The sequence below is a fragment of the Photobacterium sp. 270122K genome, from assembly GCF_059941365.1.
On the sequence record NZ_JBPOEN010000013.1, the window covers coordinates 158094 to 181238 of the forward strand.

23 protein-coding genes are annotated in these 23145 nt (G+C 50.4%); 15 read left to right on the forward strand and 8 right to left on the reverse strand.

From position 1 onward, the window contains the following. Positions 1–40: 40 nt before the first annotated feature. From ACSF8W_RS20655 to zur, 3 genes are all read right to left on the reverse strand, one after another. A complete protein-coding gene (locus tag ACSF8W_RS20655) occupies positions 41–250 on the reverse strand; it encodes a cold-shock protein (protein ID WP_428479454.1) in 210 nt (69 codons plus the stop codon). Positions 251–521: 271 nt separating this feature from the next. After that, positions 522–986 carry a chemotaxis protein CheX gene (locus ACSF8W_RS20660; protein ID WP_428479453.1) on the reverse strand — a complete coding sequence of 155 codons (465 nt, stop codon included), beginning with the start codon at positions 984–986 and terminating at the stop codon, positions 522–524. A 37-nt stretch (positions 987–1023) separates the two neighbouring features. Then, positions 1024–1467 carry a zinc uptake transcriptional repressor Zur gene (zur, locus tag ACSF8W_RS20665; protein ID WP_500848993.1) on the reverse strand — a complete coding sequence of 148 codons (444 nt, stop codon included), beginning with the start codon at positions 1465–1467 and terminating at the stop codon, positions 1024–1026. A 936-nt stretch (positions 1468–2403) separates the two neighbouring features. Here zur and dusA point away from each other — a divergent pair. From dusA to ACSF8W_RS20700, 7 genes are all read left to right on the forward strand, one after another. After that, positions 2404–3444, forward strand: a complete 1041-nt coding sequence (gene dusA / locus ACSF8W_RS20670) for a tRNA dihydrouridine(20/20a) synthase DusA (RefSeq protein ID WP_500848994.1) — start codon at positions 2404–2406, stop codon at positions 3442–3444. 329 nt (positions 3445–3773) lie between these two features. Continuing rightward, on the forward strand, positions 3774–3995 hold the full coding sequence (gene pspG / locus ACSF8W_RS20675) for an envelope stress response protein PspG (protein WP_428479713.1): 222 nt from the start codon (positions 3774–3776) through the stop codon (positions 3993–3995). Positions 3996–4142: 147 nt separating this feature from the next. Beyond that, positions 4143–4784 (forward strand): TIGR04219 family outer membrane beta-barrel protein, encoded by a 642-nt coding sequence (locus ACSF8W_RS20680; RefSeq protein ID WP_500848995.1) that lies wholly within the window; start codon positions 4143–4145, stop codon positions 4782–4784. Between the two features lie 127 nt (positions 4785–4911). Then, positions 4912–5145 (forward strand): thymidylate kinase, encoded by a 234-nt coding sequence (locus ACSF8W_RS20685; RefSeq protein ID WP_428479715.1) that lies wholly within the window; start codon positions 4912–4914, stop codon positions 5143–5145. Between the two features lie 148 nt (positions 5146–5293). Beyond that, complete coding sequence (locus ACSF8W_RS20690; protein WP_500848996.1) at positions 5294–7111, forward strand: assimilatory sulfite reductase (NADPH) flavoprotein subunit; 1818 nt, start codon at positions 5294–5296, stop codon at positions 7109–7111. Continuing rightward, complete coding sequence (gene cysI / locus ACSF8W_RS20695; RefSeq protein WP_500848997.1) at positions 7111–8802, forward strand: assimilatory sulfite reductase (NADPH) hemoprotein subunit; 1692 nt, start codon at positions 7111–7113, stop codon at positions 8800–8802. Before ACSF8W_RS20690 ends, cysI begins: the two co-directional genes overlap by 1 nt. After that, complete coding sequence (locus tag ACSF8W_RS20700; RefSeq protein ID WP_500848998.1) at positions 8795–9556, forward strand: phosphoadenylyl-sulfate reductase; 762 nt, start codon at positions 8795–8797, stop codon at positions 9554–9556. Before cysI ends, ACSF8W_RS20700 begins: the two co-directional genes overlap by 8 nt. A gap of 155 nt (positions 9557–9711) precedes the next feature. On the opposite strand, the gene ACSF8W_RS20705 is transcribed toward ACSF8W_RS20700, so the two are convergent. Both ACSF8W_RS20705 and bamJ read right to left on the reverse strand, forming a co-directional pair. After that, a complete protein-coding gene (locus ACSF8W_RS20705) occupies positions 9712–10233 on the reverse strand; it encodes a DUF2780 domain-containing protein (RefSeq protein WP_500848999.1) in 522 nt (173 codons plus the stop codon). Positions 10234–10461: 228 nt separating this feature from the next. After that, positions 10462–11082, reverse strand: a complete 621-nt coding sequence (bamJ, locus tag ACSF8W_RS20710) for a BamJ family beta-barrel-assembly machinery protein (RefSeq protein WP_500849000.1) — start codon at positions 11080–11082, stop codon at positions 10462–10464. A gap of 120 nt (positions 11083–11202) precedes the next feature. On the opposite strand from bamJ, the gene ACSF8W_RS20715 reads away from it, so the two are divergent. Next, the gene (locus ACSF8W_RS20715) at positions 11203–11919 is read left to right on the forward strand and encodes a LysM-like peptidoglycan-binding domain-containing protein (protein ID WP_500849001.1); all 717 of its coding nucleotides are present in this window, start codon (positions 11203–11205) and stop codon (positions 11917–11919) included. A gap of 82 nt (positions 11920–12001) precedes the next feature. Here the strand turns inward: ACSF8W_RS20715 and ACSF8W_RS20720 are convergent, their stop codons facing one another. From ACSF8W_RS20720 to ACSF8W_RS20730, 3 genes are all read right to left on the reverse strand, one after another. Further along, positions 12002–12457 (reverse strand): GNAT family N-acetyltransferase, encoded by a 456-nt coding sequence (locus ACSF8W_RS20720; RefSeq protein ID WP_500849002.1) that lies wholly within the window; start codon positions 12455–12457, stop codon positions 12002–12004. A 119-nt stretch (positions 12458–12576) separates the two neighbouring features. Then, complete coding sequence (locus ACSF8W_RS20725) at positions 12577–13143, reverse strand: Crp/Fnr family transcriptional regulator (RefSeq protein WP_500849003.1); 567 nt, start codon at positions 13141–13143, stop codon at positions 12577–12579. A 130-nt stretch (positions 13144–13273) separates the two neighbouring features. Beyond that, entirely contained in the window at positions 13274–15235 is a 1962-nt protein-coding gene (locus tag ACSF8W_RS20730; RefSeq protein ID WP_500849004.1) for a bifunctional 2',3'-cyclic-nucleotide 2'-phosphodiesterase/3'-nucleotidase, read from the reverse strand. Positions 15236–15268: 33 nt separating this feature from the next. Here ACSF8W_RS20730 and ACSF8W_RS20735 point away from each other — a divergent pair, with 33 nt between their 5' ends. The 7 genes from ACSF8W_RS20735 (at position 15269) to cysQ (ending at position 22578) form a co-directional block, all read left to right on the forward strand. After that, positions 15269–15418, forward strand: a complete 150-nt coding sequence (locus tag ACSF8W_RS20735) for a hypothetical protein (protein ID WP_500849005.1) — start codon at positions 15269–15271, stop codon at positions 15416–15418. A gap of 231 nt (positions 15419–15649) precedes the next feature. Further along, on the forward strand, positions 15650–17074 hold the full coding sequence (cysG, locus tag ACSF8W_RS20740; RefSeq protein WP_500849006.1) for a siroheme synthase CysG: 1425 nt from the start codon (positions 15650–15652) through the stop codon (positions 17072–17074). Positions 17075–17087: 13 nt separating this feature from the next. Continuing rightward, the gene (gene cysD / locus ACSF8W_RS20745; protein ID WP_500849007.1) at positions 17088–17996 is read left to right on the forward strand and encodes a sulfate adenylyltransferase subunit CysD; all 909 of its coding nucleotides are present in this window, start codon (positions 17088–17090) and stop codon (positions 17994–17996) included. Positions 17997–18005: 9 nt separating this feature from the next. Further along, entirely contained in the window at positions 18006–19436 is a 1431-nt protein-coding gene (gene cysN, locus ACSF8W_RS20750) for a sulfate adenylyltransferase subunit CysN (protein ID WP_500849008.1), read from the forward strand. Positions 19437–19441: 5 nt separating this feature from the next. Beyond that, the gene (locus ACSF8W_RS20755) at positions 19442–21169 is read left to right on the forward strand and encodes an SLC13 family permease (protein WP_500849018.1); all 1728 of its coding nucleotides are present in this window, start codon (positions 19442–19444) and stop codon (positions 21167–21169) included. A gap of 24 nt (positions 21170–21193) precedes the next feature. Continuing rightward, entirely contained in the window at positions 21194–21814 is a 621-nt protein-coding gene (cysC, locus tag ACSF8W_RS20760; RefSeq protein ID WP_500849009.1) for an adenylyl-sulfate kinase, read from the forward strand. 17 nt (positions 21815–21831) lie between these two features. Further along, on the forward strand, positions 21832–22578 hold the full coding sequence (cysQ, locus tag ACSF8W_RS20765) for a 3'(2'),5'-bisphosphate nucleotidase CysQ (RefSeq protein WP_500849010.1): 747 nt from the start codon (positions 21832–21834) through the stop codon (positions 22576–22578). Positions 22579–23145 lie beyond the last annotated feature (567 nt).

Consider the following 23145-nt stretch of genomic DNA (forward strand, 5'->3'; position numbering starts at 1 on the left):
GCAATTTGCGGCGTTTTTTTTATCGGTATGACAGAGGATCTTAAGACAGTGCTACCACTTCACTTGCTTGCGGACCTTTCTGACCATCAGTGACGATAAACTCGACGTTTTGACCTTCCTGCAGAGAGCGACGGCCTTGTGCCTGAATTGCACTAAAGTGGACGAAGACATCCTTGCCGTCAGCGCCAGAAATGAAGCCAAAGCCTTTTTCATCGTTGAACCACTTTACGGTTCCAGTCAGTTTGCTCATGTTTCGATCTTTCCTTTGAATGTGGATATTTCCTTGCTTGCTGCTACGTACGGTATGACGTATCAAGCAAGTGATGCGGCAGAAAGCATGGCGCAATACGCGCTCAGATGCTTATCTAGCATACTGAGTCTAGATCGAATATGTGACAGTTGGTAGTTTTTTGTCCAAGAATTGTGGCAAGTTCACAGAAAAATCAAAGTGATAAACTTGAAGATAAAGCAGCGTGTCGTATGCCGCCGAGGCTGACGGTATACGACACGGGGTATGCGGCTTAGCTATCGAAGCAAATCTCGATAAACGCTTGGCCGTATTCAGAGGTAAACGGCATGATGATGATGGTGCCATCACACTTGTGGGTAATGGTATGGCCGCGGCCGGACACCACGGCAGGGGTCGCCATATTAAAGTCATGGCCTTGGTCGGCCAGCATACGCTTGGCTCCTCCGGTGACCATGTTGGTGATTTCACCCACCATGTCGGTGACTTCTTCATTGATCCCGAGCGGGCGTTCACCCAGCATGCGCTGCATGATTTCCAGCGCCAAGGATTCATCAAAAGTGATCGACATTGAGCCTTTCGTCGTCGGGCCAATCATACCGATCAAGCCTGAGACATCCCCGCGCGCCACTTGATCGCGTTTAAGACGAGGTTTTTGTGGAGCCAGCTCCATGGATGCCATGGTTTTTAGCACATTCAACAATGACGCTAAGAAAGGGTTTACGAATTCTGCGCGCATAATTTGATCACGATGGTCTCTGTTTTCAATAAAACATTTAGTTATCTTTACACAGCTGGCATATGCCATGGCTTTCTACAACATGATGGGTAACAGCAAATCCGTTTTGCTCTGCGCGATGGCGGAGTAATTTGGCCAGCTCGTCATCATGGCATTCTTCAACTGCCCCGCATTTATCACAGATCAACAGCTGTGAGCAGTGATCGGCATGCTCGAGTAAACAACAGGCAATATAGGTATTGGTTGATTCAACCTTATGTACAAAGCCTTGAGCGAGAAGAAAATCGAGTGCACGGTAAACGGTGGGCGGTTTGGCTTGGGGCTCGCTCTCTCGTAAAAGATCTAAAAGTTCATAAGCACTGATTGAACTACGGTGTTCAATGATCAGTGATAATGTCTTAAGTCTTTGAGGTGTAAGCCTTACTCCCCGTTGCTCACAGAGCTGCTGGGCGGTTTCCAACAACGGCCTCTTGTTTGCCATATGACCTCAAAATATAAGCAAATGAGTGCCATATTCTAACATATTCATCTGTAAACGTACCTCCGTAATAGATATTCGTTTGTATCAAGGAAAAGAAAGCGTGCATGAGATCACGGCATGTCTAGAAATGAATATCGTACTGGGGCATTTCTTACCCGTGACAATGAAATCAAACGTACACCTTATTATCAATAGTTCATGTTTTTTCTGTACGACTTTTTCATGGCGTACTGGGAGATGTCGAAATGGCCGTAACTTATTGATTTTAAATGGTGATGAAGCGTGTGCAGCTTTTTAGGTATTATGTTCTAAAAGCTCAAAAGCCTGTACAACTTACTGTGACTTTAATTAAAGTCTTATTTTTCAATGACTTGGTTTTTTTTCGACAAAAAGTCATAAGGTTTGCCGTATTACTTTTACTATTTCCTATGCTTGTGCAGCTTTTTGTTTATTTACATGTAAAAGCTGTCTGCTTGTTTGTTTTTGTTCTTTCGTGTCTTGTAAGTTATTGATTTTATTTTTTGGAATGGCAATGTACAGCTTTTTGAGTTATTGGTATCCTAAAGCTATTTTTGCTGTACGTGTTTGTTTTTATCTCGATTAAGTTATTGATTTTATTTTGTTTAATATGTTTTTTCTTTTGGCTTGCTATGTTCTTTGTTGTGTCGGTATATCGGGGTGTTTTATCGAGTCTGTTGCGCCCTGTTTGGTGAGGGAAGCGCCCGTGATCCGCGCGCTCTCGTTTCCGATGCCAGAATACGTGCTAGTTGGGCTTGGCGAGTGAATAAGGTAGAATCCGCTCTCTTTGTTGTTCGGCGCGATGGCATATTGGCCTTACCTGCATCTTTTTGAGGTGTAATGTGGCGCAAGATAAACAAATGAACCCAACGAACAAGTAAGTAAATCGGCTAAGTAGGCCAATAACGAGGTTTTCCGATGACAGATAGCGCTGTTGTATTGCATGAACACACAACGAATGAGCAAACTCAGGCAGGAGAATACCCTGCGTGTCGTTTCTCCATCGCGCCGATGCTCGATTGGACCGATCGTCATTGCCGTTATTTCCACCGTTTAATGACGGGGCATACGCAGTTGTACACCGAAATGGTGACCACGGGTGCCATCATTCACGGTAAAGGCGACTACTTGGCCTATAACGAAGAAGAACATCCGTTAGTGCTGCAATTGGGTGGCTCTAACCCGGCGGATTTGGCCCGTTGTGCGAAGCTGGCGCAAGATCGTGGCTACGATGAGGTCAACATTAACGTGGGTTGCCCGTCTGACCGTGTGCAGAACGGCCGTTTTGGTGCCTGCTTAATGGGCGAAGCGGAGTTGGTGGCACAGGGTGTGGCGGCGATGCGTGACGTGGTGGATATTCCGGTATCGGTAAAAACCCGCATCGGCATTGATGACCAAGATTCGTATGAATTTTTGACTGACTTCATTGGCATTGTCAGCGAAAAAGGTGGCTGTAAAGATTTCACCATTCATGCCCGTAAAGCGTGGTTGAGTGGCCTTAGCCCGAAAGAAAACCGCGAGATCCCACCATTGGATTACCCGCGCGTTTACCAATTAAAACGTGATTTCCCACACCTGACCATGGCACTTAACGGTGGGGTGAAAACCATGGAAGAGATCGAAGCGCATCTACAGCATATGGATGGCGTGATGGTCGGCCGTGAAGCGTACCAGAACCCGTATTTGTTGGCTGAGATTGACCAGCGTTTATTTGGCAGCAGCGATCCGGTGAAAAAACGCCGTGAAATCGTAGAAGCCATGTACCCGTACATTGAGCGCCAGCTATCACAAGGGTCGTACTTGAACCACGTGACACGTCATATGCTGGGCCTATTCCAAAATATGCCGGGTGCACGTCAGTGGCGTCGTCATATCAGTGAAAACGCCCACAAGCCGGGCTCAGGTATTGAAGTGCTAGAACAAGCACTGGCGAAGATCCCTGCGCACCTTGACGTGTAATACGTCCTACGGCGTTTAACGCGAGTGAAAGCACGCTTTCTGTATCGAAAAACGATGGCCATGGTCATCGTTTTTTTGTATTTGTAGAGTGGTCGATAGCTGTTTCACGTGCCTTTGATGTGCCTTATACGTTGATAGCGTGATGTGTGGTTATGTTAGCGTTTTTCACCAATGTGTTGGCGAAAGCAACCATGCGAATTCGCGTGGTGAGCGGGTATTCGTAAATGTATGTTTTTTAATGCATTGAAAAATAATGATTTAGCCATATTTTGTTAAGTTGGTCTGATTTGTGCTTTATCTTTTATCAAGATGAGAAAAGGAGAATAACAATGATCGAATTACTGTTTTTATTGGCATTTGCGGGCGTCCTATTTTTTACCGGGATCAGCATCATGGGCATGGCCTTGGCTGTTGCGGTCGGCTTTGTGGCGATGGCGGTGGCAGGGATGATTGGGATGGTGTTTAAGCTGTTGCCATGGTTGATCCTGATTGCCGTTGTGGTGTGGTTGTACCGTAGCCGCAAAGAAGAGCGTGCGGGACGCCGTTATTAAGGGCGTGATCCTGCTTCCGTGCTCGATGTAGCGGATTAACGTATGTTGATAGAAGTATCTAATACCTAATGGAAATGCGGTTTTCTTGAGCAGCATCTGGTATAGTCTGCGCCGTTTACCTATACCAATAAAGAGCGGAGACTCGAGATGAAAAAATTAGCGCTATCTGCGGTTGCAGCCGCTGTCGCGTTATCAGCGGCGCTTCCTGCGCAAGCTGCTGTTCTTTTAGGGGTTAAAGCCGGCGCTGATGCGTGGTTTACCGATGCGAAAGTTAACGATGTGCGTGCATCTGACGACAGCAACACGTCAGGCTCTTACTACGTGGCGTTAGAGCACTTCATTCCCCTGATCCCGAATGCACGTATCCGTTACACTGATGTGGACAACGGCAATGTGGCATTCGGTCAAACGGATTTCACGGCGTACTACGAAATCCTGGACAACGATGCGATTGCATTGGATGTCGGTGTGACCTTGAGCCAGTTCAGCTCGGGTGACTTCAACGGTCAATCATTCGATGAGTGGCTACCAAACGTGTACGGTAACGTTGAGTTGGGTATCCCAATGACACCGTTGTCTGTATTCGGTGATGTGAACTTCGGCAGCTTCGACGGTTCAAGCACGGTAGACGGTCAAGCCGGTGTGAAATGGAGCATTCCATTGGTGGCACTGGATCTGAACATGCGCGCGGGCTACCGTGTGATGGACTATGATTTCGATTTCGTTCGCAATAGCGCTGGTCAGTTCTACGCTGACGGTTGGTTTGCGGGCGTTGAGCTGGATTTCTAAGCGTTATTTCGCGAAAGAAACAACAGTGAACCAGCTAAAAGCCACGAATCTTCGTGGCTTTTTTGTTGCCTGTTTTCCCGATTGTGTACCATTTTTATAGAAGGTTATGCAGTAAGGAAGTGGGCATATGACATTAACTGAATTGCAGCACCTCTACAGTAACAGCGACATCGTGGAGGCTGTTATCGAGCCGTCGATTCAAGCCAATGGTTGGATCGTCGAGTTTCGCCACCGTCGCGGGGGCTTTGTTCCGCTGACCGACGGCTCTGGTAGTGAAAAGTGTTATCACGACATCGACACTGCCACTGAGAGAGCGTTTGAAGTGGGCTTTCATCAAGTCCGCATTGCCGATACATTCTGACCCTAATACCGTGTGAAGGCGGAGGGGGCAGCCCTTCGCCGTCACGGCTATCCTTCCAAAAAGTTATAAAACATTCTTATCTATTCTTTCTTGTTATTTCCTTGAGTGGCTAATCTAACCCTACGCAATGTATAGGGATCGTCGTGTCATGTTACTAAAGGAACTTTCAGCTCTGGCCAGCCCACTGAATGATCAAAAACTGGATCAACTTCAGCAAGCCGCCAGCGAGCTTTCGCCACAACAGTTGGCGTGGATCAGTGGATATTTTTGGGGACTCAGCCAAACCTCAGTGGCCGGTGAAGCGCAACCGACAGGGTTGCCCGTGGCCGCTGTTGCAAGTCAGCCTGCCGGTAAACTGAGCATCATTTATGCCTCTCAGACGGGGAATGCCAAAGGGGTTGCCCAAGCCCTCAAAGAAGAAGCCGATGCCGCCGGGATCGCCGTGGAGCTGTTTGCTGCCGGTGACTACAAAGGCAAAAATCTCGCCAAAGAAACCCATGTCATCATCATCGCGTCGACCCACGGAGAAGGGGAAGCCCCGGATGATGCCATCGAATTGCATGAATTCTTACAATCGAAAAAAGCCCCGAAACTGCCGAACCTTGAATATGCCGTGATTGGCCTTGGGGATTCGAGCTACGAGTTTTTCTGCCAAACCGCCAAAGACTTTGATTCGTACCTGAGCAAACTGGGCGCGACGCCGATGCTGGCGCGTTTAGATTGTGATGTCGACTATGATGCCCCGGCAGCCGCTTGGCGCCAGCAGGCGCTGGACAAAGTGAAAGAGACGTTGGTGAAAGCTGACGCCCAAGTGGTGCAATTACCGGTCGGCCAAGCGACGGCGGCACCGTCTGCCTACAACAAACAAAACCCGTTTGCCGCGTCATTACTGGTTAGCCAGAAAATCACCGGCCGTGACTCGGGCAAAGATGTCCGTCACGTGGAAATTGATTTGGAAGGCTCGGGCCTGACCTATCAACCGGGAGACGCGCTGGGCGTGTGGTACGCCAACGATGCCACATTAGCCGCTGCGATTATCGCCAAAGCCGGTTTGAACGGTGATGACACCGTTGAGGTGGATGGTCAGCCTGTCACCCTGCTGCAGGCGTTGACCCATGACTATGAAATTACCGCCGCCAATCCCCAGTTAGTCACCCGCTATGCGGAGCTGTCTGGCAGCAAAAAACTGGCCAAACTGGTGGATGAAAAAGATAAATTGCGCGAGTACGCCGCCAATACCCAAGTGCTTGATGTGCTGGGTGAGAAGAAAACCACCCTGACGGCCGAGCAATTGGTGGGCCTGCTACGCCGTTTAACGCCTCGTTTGTATTCGATTGCTTCGAGCCAAGAAGAAGTCGGGGAAGAAGTGCACCTGACCGTGGGGTTAGTGGAATACGACAAAGGGGATGAAACCCGCCAAGGCGGCGCGTCGAGTTATTTGGCCCAGCGTGTGGAAGAAGGCGACACCGTGAAGGTGTTCGTGGAAGCCAATAACCACTTCAAATTGCCTGCCGATGACAGCACGCCAGTGATCATGATTGGCCCGGGTACCGGGATCGCGCCGTTCCGCGCCTTTGTGCAGGAGCGTGATAACCGTGAAGCGGAAGGCAAGAACTGGTTGTTCTTTGGTGACCGTACCTTTACTGATGACTTCCTCTACCAGGTAGAGTGGCAGAAGTACCTCAAGAGCGGCATTGTTCACCGTTTAGATGTCGCCTTTAGCCGTGATCAGGTAGAGAAAGTCTACGTACAACACCGCTTGCTTGAGCATGCTGCTGAGGTGTGGCAGTGGCTGCAAGAGGGGGCACACGTGTATGTGTGTGGTGATGCAAACCGTATGGCCAAGGATGTCCATGAGGCGCTGATCACCATTGCTGAGCAACAGGGTCAGCACTCGCGTGAGCAGGCGGAGCAATACTTGAATGCATTGCGTAAGAGCAAGCGTTATCAAAAGGATGTGTACTAATGAGCGAACAAAAATTATCAGATAACGAGCGCCTGAAGCGCGAAAGTAACTTCTTACGTGGCACCATTGAAGCGGATTTGGGCGATCGGATCACCGGTGGCTTTACCGCTGATAACTTCCAGTTGATCCGTTTTCACGGCATGTATCAGCAAGATGATCGTGATATCCGCGCAGAGCGTGCCAAGCAGAAATTGGAGCCGCTGCACAATGTGATGCTGCGTGCCCGTATGCCGGGCGGGGTGATCACCCCAACCCAATGGCTGGCCATCGATAAGTTTGCTGACGAACACACCATGTACGGCAGTATCCGTTTAACGACGCGCCAAACCTTCCAGTTTCACGGCGTGCTTAAACCAAACATTAAGCTGATGCACCAAACCCTGAATCAAATCGGGATCGATTCTATCGCCACGGCAGGGGATGTGAACCGTAACGTACTGTGTACCACCAATCCGGTTGAATCTGAACTGCATCAGGAAGCCTACGAATGGGCCACCAAGATCAGTGAGCACCTGCTACCAAAAACCCGTGCCTATGCCGAGATCTGGCTGGACGGAGAAAAGCTGGAAACCACCGATGAAGAGCCGATTTTAGGGAGTAACTACTTACCCCGTAAGTTCAAAACAACGGTCGTGATCCCGCCGCAAAATGATGTGGATGTACACGCTAACGACTTGAACTTTATCGCGATTGCGGAAGACGGCAAGCTGGTGGGCTTTAACGTATTGGTCGGGGGCGGTTTGGCCATGACGCACGGGGACAAGTCAACGTACCCGCGTCGTGCCGATGACTTTGGTTTTGTACCGCTGGAGAAAACACTCGATGTGGCTGCCGCCGTGGTTACCACACAGCGCGATTGGGGCAACCGTTCTAACCGTAAAAATGCCAAAACCAAGTACACCTTAGATCGCGTTGGTAGTGATGTGTTTAAAGCGGAAGTCGAAAAACGCGCCGGTATCGCCTTTGCGCCAAGCCGCCCGTATGAATTCACGGATCGCGGTGACCGCATTGGCTGGGTAGACGGTATTGATGGTAAACACCATTTGGCGTTGTTCATCGAAAATGGCCGTTTGCTGGATTATCCCGGTAAACCACTGAAAACCGGTGTGGCAGAAATTGCTAAAATCCACCAAGGTGATTTCCGTATGACGGCGAACCAAAATTTGATTGTCGCTGGCGTGCCGAGTGCTGAGAAAGCGAGGATCGAAAAGATCGCGCGCGATCATGGTCTGATCGATGATGGCGTCAGCGAGCAGCGTAAAAACTCCATGGCGTGTGTGTCACTGCCGACCTGTCCGTTGGCGATGGCAGAAGCTGAGCGCTTTTTGCCAGAATTTGTCACCGATGTTGAGCAAATTTTGGAAAAACACGGCTTGCCGGAAGACGACAACATCATTTTACGTATCACGGGCTGTCCAAACGGGTGTGGCCGCGCCATGTTGGCGGAAATCGGCTTAGTGGGTAAGGCGCCGGGGCGTTACAACTTCCACCTTGGTGGCAACCGTAACGGCACCCGTGTGCCGAAGATGCACCGTGAGAACATTACCGTCGATCAAATCCTGCAAGAGATTGATCACTTGGTTGAACGCTGGGCCAATGAGCGTGAAACCGGCGAAGGGTTTGGTGATTTCACCATCCGTGCTGGCATTATTGCGCCAGTCGACGTCTCAAAGAGGGATTTCTATGCCTGATGTGAACTTTTCACAGTTATTACAGCAAAGTAAAGTGGATCAAATCCTTCAGTTAGCTGCGATTAATGCTGAATTGGAGGCCATGACCGCACAACAACGGGTGGCATGGGCGCTGGAACACCTGCCGGGGCAATTTGCCTTGGCCTCCAGTTTTGGGGTGCAGTCAGCGGTGATGCTGCATCTGGTGACGGAAGTCGAGCCCTCGATCCCGGTGATAGTGACCGATACCGGGTATCTGTTTGCTGAAACCTATCAGTTTATTGATAGCTTAACCCGCCAGTTGAATCTGAATCTGCACGTGTACCGCGCAGAACAGAGTGCCGCATGGCAGGAAGCGCGCTATGGCGAGTTGTGGACGCAGGGTTTAGACGGGATCAAGCAATACAACCGCATTAACAAGGTGGAGCCAATGCGACGGGCCTTGGATGAGCTGAACGTGAAAACGTGGTTCTCGGGTTTGCGTCGTGAGCAATCAGGTACGCGCGCGTCTTTGCCGGTGCTGGCGATTCAAAATGGGCTGTTTAAGTTTTTGCCGTTGATTGATTGGAGCAACCAAGATATCGAACGCTATTTGACGGCCCATAACCTGCCTTATCATCCTCTAAAAGATCAAGGTTACCGTTCGGTGGGAGATACCCATACCACGAAAAAATGGGAGCCGGGCATGAAAGAGGAAGACACCCGTTTCTTCGGTCTGAAGCGTGAATGTGGTTTGCACGAAGACGATGTGGAAGCGGACGGTTCCGGTATCTGAATGATCGCTTTCTGATAGACGGACGGCCATCATGATAAAAGCCTTACTGTATGGTCAGTAAGGCTTTTTTCTTATGTGTTTTCTTTCGTCAGTGACGGATTTTAACCTGTGTCTGACAGAGCAATCCGGTTGTGGCGGTAATGTGCTGCGCGTGATTATTCTGCGTCAGGTGCAGGCACGCCTTCACCTTGTGGTTGCATCCACGCTTTACCCAGACTATCAAGTAACCCGGCACTGGCGCCTTGATCGCCAAGGAACTGCATCACTACGGGAACGAATTTGCTCACCATGCTGGCGTCCATCCCCAAGGCAGAAAAGACTTGATTGATGGTATCCATGTTACCGAGCAGGCTGCTGATGCCAGCAGGCAGGTTCCCGGTGAGCGCATCGGCCCCTGGGATCATCTTCGCTAACTCTGAGGCTTGATCGCCACCGAGTTGACTGGACGCGATAGACAAGAGTGCCCCCGCACCGCCCGCGGCTTGTTCGGGGGAGATCCCCAGTTGCTCCGTCAGGACATTGGTCAGCGGATTATTTTGAACGGCTTCGGTTTTTTCATCGTCGCCGCCACCAAACAGATCCGACAAACTGAATGCGGATGCGGTGGCAGGAATAAGCAGGCTAAGCATAACCAGCAGTGTTGACCAGAACGGGGTGTGTGAACGAGTGTATGTCATCACAGTCCTCCTTGTGATGGAATGAACGGCACGCAACACAATGCGTGTGCTGTAAGTAAGCCTAGTCAGGAATGTGGCTGAGATACCAAATTAATGTGTAAAAAATGATGAAGAGATAAATAAGGGCAACGTTAGCAGGAAAATTGGGTAGGATACGCGGAGCGTGCAGAAAGCGAGGGCATAAAAAAACGGCGCCGAGGCACCGTTTTTGTCGGTAAGTCGTATGACTTACAGGATGTCTAGAAGTTCTACTTCAAACACAAGCGCTGCGTACGGAGGGATAGCAGCACCTGCGCCGCGCTCACCGTATGCAAGATCTTGAGGGATGTACAGTTTCCACTTAGAACCCACAGGCATCATTTGTAGGGCTTCAACCCAACCTTTGATCACGCCAGTTACTGGGAACTCAGCTGGCTGGCCGCGAGACACAGAGCTGTCAAATACCGTACCGTCAGTTAGCTCGCCGTGGTAGTGAACACGTACTTGCTTGTCTGCAGTTGGGATTTCACCGTTGCCTTCAACCAATACTTCAAACTGTAGGCCAGATTCAGTCACTGTCACTTCAGGACGTTGTGCGTTATCTTGTAGGAACGCTTCGCCTTCAGCAGCAGCTGCTTTTGCTTGCTCTTGACGAGCCGCATCTGCTTGAGTGTGTAGTTCACGTAGTGCGTCGTTGATGTCATCAACGGCGATTTCTGGCATGTCGCCCGCTAGAGAAGTAGCGATACCTTTAGCGATAGCAGCAACATTTAGACCTTCTAGGCCGCTTTGTGCTAGCTGCTGGCCCATTTGAAGGCCGATACCGTAGCTTGCTTTAGTTTCGACTGTATCTAATTTTACGTCAGACATGGTGTCATCTCTTTGGTAGAGTAAATAAAGCAAGCAGGATAACAGTTTCTCCCCCCGAGGGTAAACCATTGTAACAAGCTGTCGATTGATAGCGTGATTTGGAAGCGCTGGAGAGTGAGTATGGGACAGGCCAAACGCCGTTCAAAGAAGCAAAGTGAGTTTTCATGGCCCCGTATCGCCTTTGATAAGGCCATGTTGGCAAACGCTAAAGCGGCTTGCCAGCACCGGACAGCGGCATTACGTGCCCGTTGGCAGGGGTTACCGACGTTTCATCGTCGCGCCTTGATGGTATTAACCCCTGTGGTGGCGATATTGTTGTTACTGCCGAGCACGCCACCGGCGTTGCAGGATGACGGGCCTATCCGTCGGGAACTGGCGTTAGATATCGATACGCGCCCTGAGCCGGTTGCGATCGGGGAGCGTGGAGAGCCCGCATCGCCTGAGCGTCCTATCCGTTTACCTCGCGAGTCTCGGGTGATCCCGCTTGAGCCGGTGGTTGAAAAGCCCGCGGTGAAACCTGCGCCGAAGCCGGTACGTACGGAGACATCACGAACTGACTCCTCACGTGATGAATGGCAGCGTTATCAGGTGAAACCGGGTGAAACCCTCGCCAATATCTTCCGAGATAAGTCGTTGCCATTGGCCGACCTGTACGCGATCGCGGCCATTGAAGGAAAAGGTCAACCCTTGAGTCAGATCAAGCCGGGGCAATGGCTGTTGTATCGCCAAACCGGTGAGGGTCAGCTCGAGGCTCTGTTGATTGAAGCGAAAGCGGGCGATGAATCGGTCGGGTTCTCGCGCAATGCAGACGGTAAATTTGTGCGTTCGCGTCAGTAAACGGATGCTGTTTCAATGATTGGCATGTTGAGCATGCGAATGTTAAAAGCCACCTTAGCGGTGGCTTTTTTGTGTCCGAGCTTTAAACAGATTTGTTCAGGCACATATCAATATGGGGGATACCGTCTTCCAAGTATTCCTCAGAGCATGCAGTAAACCCATAGCGACCGTAATAATGCTGAAGGTGCGACTGCGCGCCAATTTCAATGGTCTGCCCCGGCCATGCGTGCTCGGCTTCCATTAATCCCTGCGTCAGAAGCTGGTGGCCCAACCCTTGTGCGCGCGCTGTTTGTGCGGTGGCAACGCGGCCAATGCTGACGTGATCATAGGTGGTGCCCGGTGGCAGTAAGCGCAGATACGCTACAAGCTGATCGGTCTGATAGCCCAATAGGTGAAGCGTACCTGGGCGGCGGTCATGGTTATCCAGATCCGGATAGACACAGGTTTGTTCGACGACAAACACATCACTGCGTAGTTTCATCAGATCATAAAGCTGATGGACGGAAAGTTGTTCAAAGTGCAGGCACTGCCACTGCATGAGGATTCCTTGATATCAAGAGCGGGACTGCGCTCAGTATAATGAGGTTTGACTTTGCTGGCCTTTACAAAAGGCAATTTCAGGCCAGAAAGCGTGGCGTTGCACTCACCGTGTAGTAATCACGGCAATGACAGACGTTTACGGATCCGGCTTAAGCTGGTGGCGGTGATCCCAAGATAAGACGCCATTTGTTGATCGTTAATGCGCTGGCATAGCTCAGGAAAGTGTTCGCCGAACAGAGTGAAACGTTCCTCTGGGGAATGCAGCAGCATGAAACGTTCTTTGTGTTCTTTGAATTGCAATTGGCGTTCCAGCAAACGTTGGTAAAGCGGATGTTGTGCGGTGCGCCATTGGGCGATGATCGTCATCGGGATCGCGATCAGTTGGCTGGCCGACAGGGTTTCCAGCAAATACGGTGACGGAGCGTCAGTCAGCAAGCTTTCAAAGCCGATCAACATCTCCTGCTCCCAGTAAAACTCTTTGCTATATTGGCGCCCGTCATCCGTGAGGTAACACGCATGGCAAATGCCGTCGACCAGAAAGAAGGCGTGTTCCACCTCTTCGCCCTGATGAAGCAAAATGTGGCGGGTGGGCAGTTCGAGTGGCGTCGCCTCGGCCAGGGCATGATCGATAGTCGCCTGATCGGCACCGTGTTGTTGAAGAAAGCGAGAAAAGGCCGATTGCATAGCATGCCCTCTAGGTACGTAATGGTGAATGAAGGGGGGAATAGGGTGAACGCGAGGTTCTGCGCCGCATCATAACAAAAATGCCGTCGCAAGGGCGACGGCATAAAGGGGATTCGGAGCGCGGCAGGGATTACTGCTGCAGGTCGATACGGTAGCGGGCAAAGCCCACGCTGTCGGTACCGATTTTCTCCATAGGGTATTCACCCTTGTCTTTAATGAACTGTGCGGCTTTTTCACTTGGTGACGTTTCAAAGGTCACGGTCAGTGTTTTATCGCTTTTCAGTGGGGTGAAGTGCCAGTTGTTGTCGGCACTTGGTACCACTTGGCCTTTCTCTTTGCTGATACGCGAGATGTAGTCTGCCACAACGGTGCGGTTTTCATCCGGCGAGGCAAAGGCAACAAACGCTTCACCGGTACCGGCAAACTTGCCGCTATAAGCGCGGTAGTTGTTGGTCGCGATGATGAATGGCTGTTTCGGATCTACCGACTTACCGTTAAAGGTCAGATCCTTGATACGTGATGCGTTGTTATTGATGAGCTTACAGTCACCGTCGTAACGGGCTGGCTGCGACACATCAATGTTGTAGTTCACGCCATCAATCACATCAAAGTTGTATGTACGGAAGCCGTCCCAGTTGATCAGGCCTTGTGGCGCGGTGCTGTTTAGATCGATCTGGTTAAATTGCCCCGCAGAACATTCCAGCCACTCTTTCACATCTTTACCGGTGACTTTCATTGCAACCAGCGTGTTCGGGTACAGGTATAAATCTGCCGCGTTACGGAAGGTTAACTGACCCGCTTCCACTTCGGTGTAGTTCGTTGGATCATTACCACGGCCGCCCGCTTTGAATGGCGCGGCGGCTGACAAGACAGGGATGCCATCCAGATCCGGATCGCCCTGAATGAAGCGCTCAACATAGTCTTTCTGCGCCAAGCTAACAATTTGTACGGTTGGATCGTCTTGTACCAATGCCAAGAAGCTGTACATCACATCGCTGGCTTTACCGATAGGCTGGTTCACAAATTCACGGGTGCCTTTGTGATCGTCCTGCAGGGCGGCCAACATCTTGGCATCGGCTTCAACCAGAGGCTTGCCTTTGTACTTATCAAAAATAGGGCGAGCTTCGGTTTGTGCGGTGGTGACTTTCCAGCTGTCGCCGTCTTTATCCAACACCAAGTCCATCACACCTAAATGATCGCCCCAGCGACCCGGCATCACGGCAGCAACACCATTGATGGTGCCTTTCTCAACATCGGTATTTGGCAGATCAGCAAAGGCTTTGCTTGGGAAAACCGCGTGTGAGTGACCAAACGCAATGGCGTCGATGCCTTTCACTTCGGTGAGGTAGTACACCGAGTTTTCCGCCATAACCTGATACGGATCAGACGATACGCCAGAGTGCGGGATCGCGACAATCACGTCAGCGCCTTCGGCTTTCATCTGTGGAATGAATTTCTCAGCCGTTTGCTTAATGTCTTTGGCTTCGACTTTGCCTTCTAGGTTTTTCTTATCCCACACCATGATTTGCGGTGGCACAAAACCGATGTAGCCGATCTTCACTTCGTGCTCAGCACCGTCGGTGTCTTTGAAGGTGTGTGATTTGATGATGTACGGCGTGAACAGGTTCTTACCGGTTTTCAGATCGTACACATTGGCATTGACGTAAGGGAAGTTCGCGCCGGCCAAAGAGGCATTTAAAAAGTCGAGGCCGTAGTTGAATTCATGGTTACCCAAGTTGCCCACATCGTAGTTCAACTGGTTCATGGCTTTGTAGACTGGGTGAACGTCCCCGTTTTTCAGGCCTTTCGCCGCCATGTAGTCACCCATAGGGCTGCCTTGGATCAAATCGCCGTTATCCACCAACACGCTGTTGATCACTTCGTCTTGCGCTTGTTTTACCAGTGTTGCAGTACGCACCAAGCCGGTTTTTTGTGTCGGCTTGTCTTTGTAGTAGTCGTAATCCATCACATTGGTATGGATGTCCGTGGTTTCCAGAATGCGAAGCTTGATGGTTTCCGCGGTCGCCGGTCCTGCGAGTGTCAGCAGGCCGCCAAGGATCGCAATGGATAAAGGATGTGCGGGTAACTTCATGTTTAACTCCATGATGAATAGGGACAGGAAAGCGTGCATAAGGTAACAAAAGTGCAGGCAATATTACGTGATGGGATCAGCGTAATGTGTATTAGCTCTCGTTTTTCTGCGCGATGGATGGAGACATTTGGGGATCTCGCCATGAAATGCGGGCACGGTGCCGCCAGTGGACTAGGTGAATAAGGCATAGCATAGTCAAAAATCGCCTAACCCGACGATGAGGTCGTGATACGAATAGGTCAGAATGCTGTGTAGTACGGCGATTTCTTTAGGATCGGGAAGCAAATGGCGTATTTGCGGTATAACCCATTTACGCGAACTTTTTGGAATAAAAAATGAAATTTTAGAATTTCAGGTAATATCCCCCCGCCTCTATAGTGCTTCTAACTGATGGATGTTTTGGGGCACTGCACGATGGATTACTTGCCGATATTTGCTGATTTAAAACGCCGCCCATGTTTAGTGGTGGGAGGCAATGAGATTGCTTGGCGTAAAACCCGCATGCTGCTAAAAGCAGGGGCGGATGTCAAAGTGATTGCATCGACGTTGTCGCCGGAATTTCAACACGCTGTCGAGCAACAGCAAATCGATTATTGGGGGGAAACCTTCCATCCAGAGGATCTCGATGGGATCTTCCTTGCTATCGCCGCGACAGATCGCAAAGCGCTGAATGCGCTGGTCTACCAGTCGGCCAATCAACGTCAGGTGTTGGTTAACGTGGTGGATGATACCCAGCGTTGCAGCTTCATTATCCCTTCTATTGTGGATCGCTCGCCCATTATTGTGGCGGTGTCCTCATCGGGCAAAGCCCCCGTGTTGGCGCGTTTGGTTCGCCAACAGCTTGAAGCCTTACTTCCTCATCATCTCGGTGCCATGGCCGATATTGCTGGCCGTTTCCGCTCGCGTTTGACTGAGAAAGTCACCGCGTTTTCTGCCCGTCGCCGTTTCTGGGAGCAGGCCTTTTCTGGCCGCTTTGCGTCACAGGTTGCTGCAGGTCAGCACGAACACGCCGAGCAAACCTTGGAAGACTTGTCGAATGGTCTGGAAGATCGCGGTGAAGTGGCCTTGATTGGCGCGGGTCCCGGGGATCCGGGATTACTGACGCTGCGTGCGTTGCAGTTGATGCAGCAGGCCGATGTGGTGCTGTATGACTACTTGGTCTCGGATGATGTGATGGATTTGGTACGTCGAGATGCCGAATGGGTGTGCGTGGGTAAAAAAGCCGGCTTCCACAGTGTGCCGCAGTCTGAAACCAATCGCCTCATTGTGCAGTATGCCGAGCAGGGCAAGCGTGTGGTGCGCTTAAAAGGCGGCGATCCGTTTGTTTTTGGGCGCGGTGGGGAAGAGTTGGAAGTCTTGTTTGACCGCAACATTCCGTTTGAAGTGGTTCCGGGTGTCACCGCTGCCGCAGGGGCAACGGCGTATGCAGGGATCCCGCTGACACACCGTGATTATGCCCAGACCGCGATGTTTGTGACCGGACACCTAAAACCGGATGGAAAACAGTTAGATTGGCGCACGCTTGCGCGTGGTAACCAAACACTGGTTATTTACATGGGGCTTATGAACTCCCGTGATATTCAACTACAGTTAATGGAGCATGGGCGCGCCCCAGACACCCCAATCGCCATCATCGAACGTGGCACGCAACGTGCGCAAAAAGTCTTCAAGGGTCAGTTAGATGGCCTAGCAGAATTAGCTCAACAGGCGGAGTCACCCTCACTGATTGTGATCGGTGAAGTCGTCAACCTTTCAGAAAAACTACATTGGTTCGGAAAGCAGGAACAGCCTTTACAGAGCGCGACACGTCAGCCGACGGCCGTTGTGAAGCTGGCTTAGCATGGAGAGAGTAATGGACCCGAAACGACTTACCCACCTCAAGCAGCTCGAAGCGGAAAGTATTCATATTATCCGTGAAGTCGCAGCTGAATTTGATAACCCCGTCATGATGTATTCCATTGGTAAGGATTCATCAGTGATGTTGCACTTAGCCCGTAAGGCTTTTTACCCCGGAAAAATTCCTTTCCCGCTATTGCATGTCGATACGGATTGGAAATTCCGCGAAATGATCGCGTTCCGTGATCGTACGGCAGAAAAGCACGGCTTTGAGTTATTGGTACACAAAAACCCTGAAGGTTTGGCGATGGGGGTAGGGCCGTTTACCCACGGTTCCTCCAAGCATACCGATGTCATGAAAACGCAAGGGCTCAAGCAGGCGTTGGATAAATACGGTTTTGATGCGGCCTTTGGTGGCGCCCGCCGTGATGAAGAAAAATCCCGTGCGAAAGAGCGTGTGTATTCGTTCCGCGATAAGAACCATACCTGGGATCCTAAGAACCAGCGCCCTGAGTTGTGGAAAACCTACAACGGGCAGATCAATAAAGGCGAGAGTATCCGCGTCTTCCCGCTCTCTAACTGGACGGAACTCGATATCTGGCAGTACATCTTGCTCGAAGAAATCGAAATTGTACCGCTGTACCTGTCGGCCGTTCGCCCGGTGGTTGAGCGTGATGGCATGCTGATCATGGTGGACGATGATCGGATGGAATTGCAGCCGGGGGAAAAAATCGAGCATAAGAGTGTGCGTTTCAGAACGTTGGGCTGTTACCCACTGACCGGTGCGATTGAATCGGAAGCCGACACCTTGCCGGGCATTATTGAAGAAATGCTGGTGGCGACATCCAGTGAGCGCCAAGGACGAGCGATCGACCATGATCAATCTGGCTCCATGGAGCTGAAGAAGCGTCAGGGATATTTCTAAGGAGAGACAATGAACAGCGTAATTGAACAACAAGTGGCTGAGCTAGGGATTGATGCCTATCTTGACCAGCACCAACACAAATCTCTGCTGCGATTTTTGACCTGTGGCTCAGTCGATGATGGCAAAAGTACCTTGATTGGTCGTCTGCTGCATGACTCTCAGCAAATTTATGAAGATCAGTTGGCTGCGATTCATGCTGACAGCCAGAAAGTGGGAACCACCGGCGACAAACCGGATCTGGCGTTATTGGTTGATGGTCTGCAAGCCGAGCGCGAGCAGGGGATCACCATTGATGTGGCGTACCGTTACTTCTCAACCAAGCAGCGCAAATTCATCATTGCCGATACCCCGGGGCATGAGCAATACACCCGTAACATGGCGACCGGTGCGTCGACCTGTGATGTGGCCGTGATTTTGATTGATGCCCGTAAAGGCGTATTGGATCAAACCCGTCGCCATTCGTATATCGCCAGCCTGCTTGGGATCCGTCATTTTGTGGTGGCGGTAAACAAGATGGATTTGGTGGACTTTGAGCAAGCCCGTTTTGAATCTATCCGTGATGAATACTTGGCCTTTGCTGAAAAGCTTAACGCCGATATCGACATCAAGCTCGTGCCGCTGTCAGCCCTTGACGGTGATAACGTGGTGGATTTGAGCGACAAGATGGCCTGGTATGACGGCGAGTCGTTACTGTCACTATTAGAAAGTGTGGATATCAGCCGCGATCGTCAGGCCGGTGAGTTCCGGTTCCCGGTTCAGTATGTGAATCGCCCTAATCTCGATTTCCGTGGTTTTGCCGGCACGATTGCAGCCGGTACGGTCAGTGTGGGTGATTCGATCACCGCATTGCCATCGGGTAAAACGTCGACCGTTGAGCGTATCGTGACATTTGATGGGGATTTGCCGTCCGCCTTTGCTGGCCAAGCGGTGACATTAACCTTAGCGGATGAAATTGATATCAGCCGCGGTGATACCTTGGTGCCAAGTAGCAGCGACGTACCGCTGAGCGAGCAGGTATTGGCGGATGTAGTATGGATGGCGGAAGCTCCGCTTGAAGTGGGGCGTCAGTACGACATTAAAGTGGCGGGCAAGAAAACCGTCGGTGCTTTTACTGCGGTTCGTCACCAAGTGGATATCAATAACCTGCAGACATTCTCGGTGGACAATTTGCCGCTCAATGGGATTGGGCTGTGTGAGTTGAACCTGACGGAATCTATTGCTGTCGATGCGTATCAACAGTGCCCGGATACCGGTGGGTTTATTGTGATTGATCGCCTGACCAATGTCACGGTTGGGGCAGGGATGATCCGTGAGGCCTTATTATCCCCACAAAGTACAACACGTTCAGATGTTTCGGCGTTTGAAGTGGAGTTAAATGCGCTGATCCGTAAGCACTTCCCACATTGGGATGCGAAGGATATAAGCAAGTTGTTGGGGTGATCATGATGCAATGGGAACAAGGGATCGTTCTCACCATGCTGGTGGTGATAGTGACATGCCTATTAACGTCACGGATCAAACCTGCCTATCTCTTTGCAGGGGCGGCGTTTATCGGCTTTCAGGCTGGATTGATTGATCTGCCGACGTTAGCGGGCAACTTCACGAATTCATCACTACTGACATTGGTATTGTTGATCCTTGTTTCCATTGCGCTAGAAAAGACGCGCCTGATCGGTTGGGTCGGACAACAAATTTCAGTGGGGGGCCAATCAACCGTGGTCGCCAAGCTGGGGTTGTCGACGGCCTTCCTGTCTTCTTTTACCAATAACACCGCCGTTGTGGTGTCATTGATTGGGGCGGTAAAGCGTAATCAACGCCATGCGCCGTCCCGTTTATTACTGCCCTTGTCTTATACGGCGATCTTAGGGGGCACCCTGACGTTGATCGGAACATCGACCAATTTAATCATCAATAGTTTTGTGGAAGATGCCGGCTTACCGAGTCTGGGATTTTTTGCTCCGACGTCCATTGGGCTGGCGGTATTGGTGGTTGGCTTGCTGATCTTGATCCCACTGAGCTATTTATTGCCCGTGCATGATGAGCATGGCCAAGATGAGCTGTCTTATTTCTTGGAAGCCAAGGTGGATATGCAATCGCCGCTGGCGGGAAAAACGGTCGCCGAAAATGGTTTACGCGCACTGCGCCGTTTGTACCTTGCGGAGATCTTGCGGGACGGTAAAACCTTGGCACCGGTGTGTCCGGATACCCGATTGCAAACGGGCGACACCTTATTGTTTTGTGGGGACGTGGAAAGTGTCACGACCTTACAGGAAATTAATGGCCTGACGTTATTTGGTCAGCATCATCTCAATGGCCAGTCGATGCTGGAGGTGATCGTCAGCCAATCGGCCGGCATACGTGGTAAAACCCTTAAGAGTGTCCATTTTCGGGAGCGGTTTGATGCGGTGGTCGTTGCGATCCGCCGTGGCCATGAGCGCCTCGCGGGTGGATTGGGCAATATCGAGCTGCATGCCGGTGATACGCTGGTGGTCGTGCCGGGGAAAACCTTTGAACAGAAGAAGCAGCAATTAAACCGAGAGTTTGTGTTGGTTAACGGGCTGGATTCCAGTGCGCGCTTAGACAGCCAAAAGAGTATTGCGGTCCTGATTGGGTTTGCCGCGGTAATTGCCTCAACGTTATTGGGTGGCATTTCTATTATTAAAGGACTCGCGGCCTATTTGTTGGTGCTGGTAATGACGGGGATCATTACGTTTCCTGAGTTACGCCGCCGTTTCCCTGTCGATATCGTGGTGATTGTTGGTTCAGCGTTATCTTTGGCGCAATTGATGTTGTCCACGGGCTTATCAGAAAGAATGGGCGACATGATGATGCAAGCCTTCGACGGTTGGGGGATCTACGGGGCACTCGTGGCTGTCTATTTCTTAACGCTAGTGTTGACGGAGTTAGTTACCAATAATGCTGCTGCCGCTTTGTCTTTTCCTATCGCGTACAGTCTTGCGGTGAGTTATGGGGTCGATCCCATGCCATTTATTATGGCGATATTGTTTGGTGCCAGTGCCAGCTTTATCTCCCCTTATGGCTATCAAACCAATTTGCTGGTGTATAGCGTGGGGAATTATCAGCTGACTGACTATCTGCGAATCGGTCTGCCTATTTCGTGTGTGTATTCCGTGGTGGTGCTGCTACTTATCCCGCAATTGTTTCCTTTTTAATTTTACAGACAAATGGAGTTGGCTATGACAACGGCTGTTCAGTCAAATAACGATGAGAATGTGGTTTGGCATACGCATCAAATCGATAAAGCATTTCGAGCGCAGCAAAAACAACAAAAGCCGTGTGTGCTGTGGTTTACTGGATTGAGTGGTGCCGGTAAATCAACCGTCGCAGGAGCGTTAGAAATACGTTTGTCGGAGCTGGGTTACCATACGTACTTGCTCGATGGTGATAATGTCCGTCATGGTCTGTGTAAGGATCTTGGTTTTTCAGCGGAAGATCGTCGTGAAAATATCCGTCGTATCGGGGAAGTTGCGAAGCTGATGTCAGATGCCGGGCTGATTGTATTGAGTGCCTTTATTTCTCCGCATCGTTATGAACGTCAGCTTGTCAGAGATATGCTGCAGGAGGGGGAGTTTCTGGAGGTGTTCGTGGACACACCATTAGAAGAATGTGAAAAGCGTGATCCCAAGGGGTTGTATAAAAAAGCCCGTGCAGGTCAAATTAAGCACTTCACAGGGATTGATGCGGAATATGAACAGCCAGAAGCGGCTGAAATTCATCTTCAGGCCGGTAATGTGACGGTGGATGCATTGGTTGACCTTTGTTTAGATTCGCTAAAAAAGCGGAATGTTGTTGGATAATCACAGGAGTGAGTCGCGTGGGAAGTCAACTTGATGCACTTTATGACATAGCAGTAAACGCTGGGAACGCGATCATGGATCGGTACCATGGGCAGGTTCAAATTGCAGAGAAAGCTGACAATAGTCCCGTAACGGATGCGGATCTTGCGGCGAATACGATTATTCTTGAGGGATTGGCGGCACTCACGCCGGATATTCCCGTATTGTCTGAGGAGTCTGAACACTCTTTATGGGACGTTCGACAATCGTGGGAGCGCTTTTGGTTGGTTGATCCGCTGGACGGCACCAAAGAATTCTTACGTAAGAACGGGGAGTTCACGGTGAATATTGCGCTGATCGAGCAAGGCAAACCCGTGATGGCCGTGGTTCATGCCCCTGCGTTAAATAAAAGCTGGTTGGGTAATGGTAAACAAGCGTGGCTAGTGACCAAGGCTGGAAAAGAAAATATCAAAGTAAGACCTGCGACAGTACCGACCGTTGTGGGTAGCCGTTCACACCCAAGTGCTGGATTGAGTGAGTTTCTCGATAATTTGGGTGAACACAAAATGGCAGAAGTGGGATCATCATTGAAGTTCTGTTTGGTTGCAGAAGGTCGCGCACAATATTATCCGCGATTAGGCCCGACAATGATGTGGGATACCGCAGCAGGACAATGTATTGCTGAAAGTGCAGGTGCCCAAGTGCTCACCGTTGAGGGAGAAGTGCTGGGGTACCAGCGAGAGAACTTACTTAATCCTTCCTTTATTGTCTCTCTGCAGCGTTAATCATTCATTACCTCTACGATAAAGAGATAGGGTATTGCCTTATCTCTTTTTGCATCCCGTTTATACAAAAGTGAACCGCTCTACTACACTCATTACGTCGTCAATACGCTGTCGCCCTCGTATTGCGGCGACGCTTGCATGTGCTTCTCGCGTTGAATGCTTATATTTAAGCATGATTGTGCTTTTTATTGCCTTCCTGCTGTAAATGCTATCAGTTGAGTGTTTTTAATAGAGAAAGAGATTGCCATCTGGTGAGCCTGGCCTATACTGCGACCACACCAGCAGGGACAGCCTCTTAGTAAGCTATACACAAGCTGTGTATAACTTGTTGGTTAAACGGCAATGCAAAATTCTCGACCCGTTAAGCTTGACTTTGCGATGGTTATAATGAGAAATTGCACGCCTTGCTTGATGGCTTTGAGTTAAGGCTCAAAATTAATAGTTATCTATCATCAAGCGTTGTCAGCCAAGGGTTGAATTTGAAAAATAATTCAATTTACTTGTTGACAGCAAGGTCTGCGGTGGTAAGATACGCAGCCTAAACACGGCGCACTGCGCTGAGTTAAC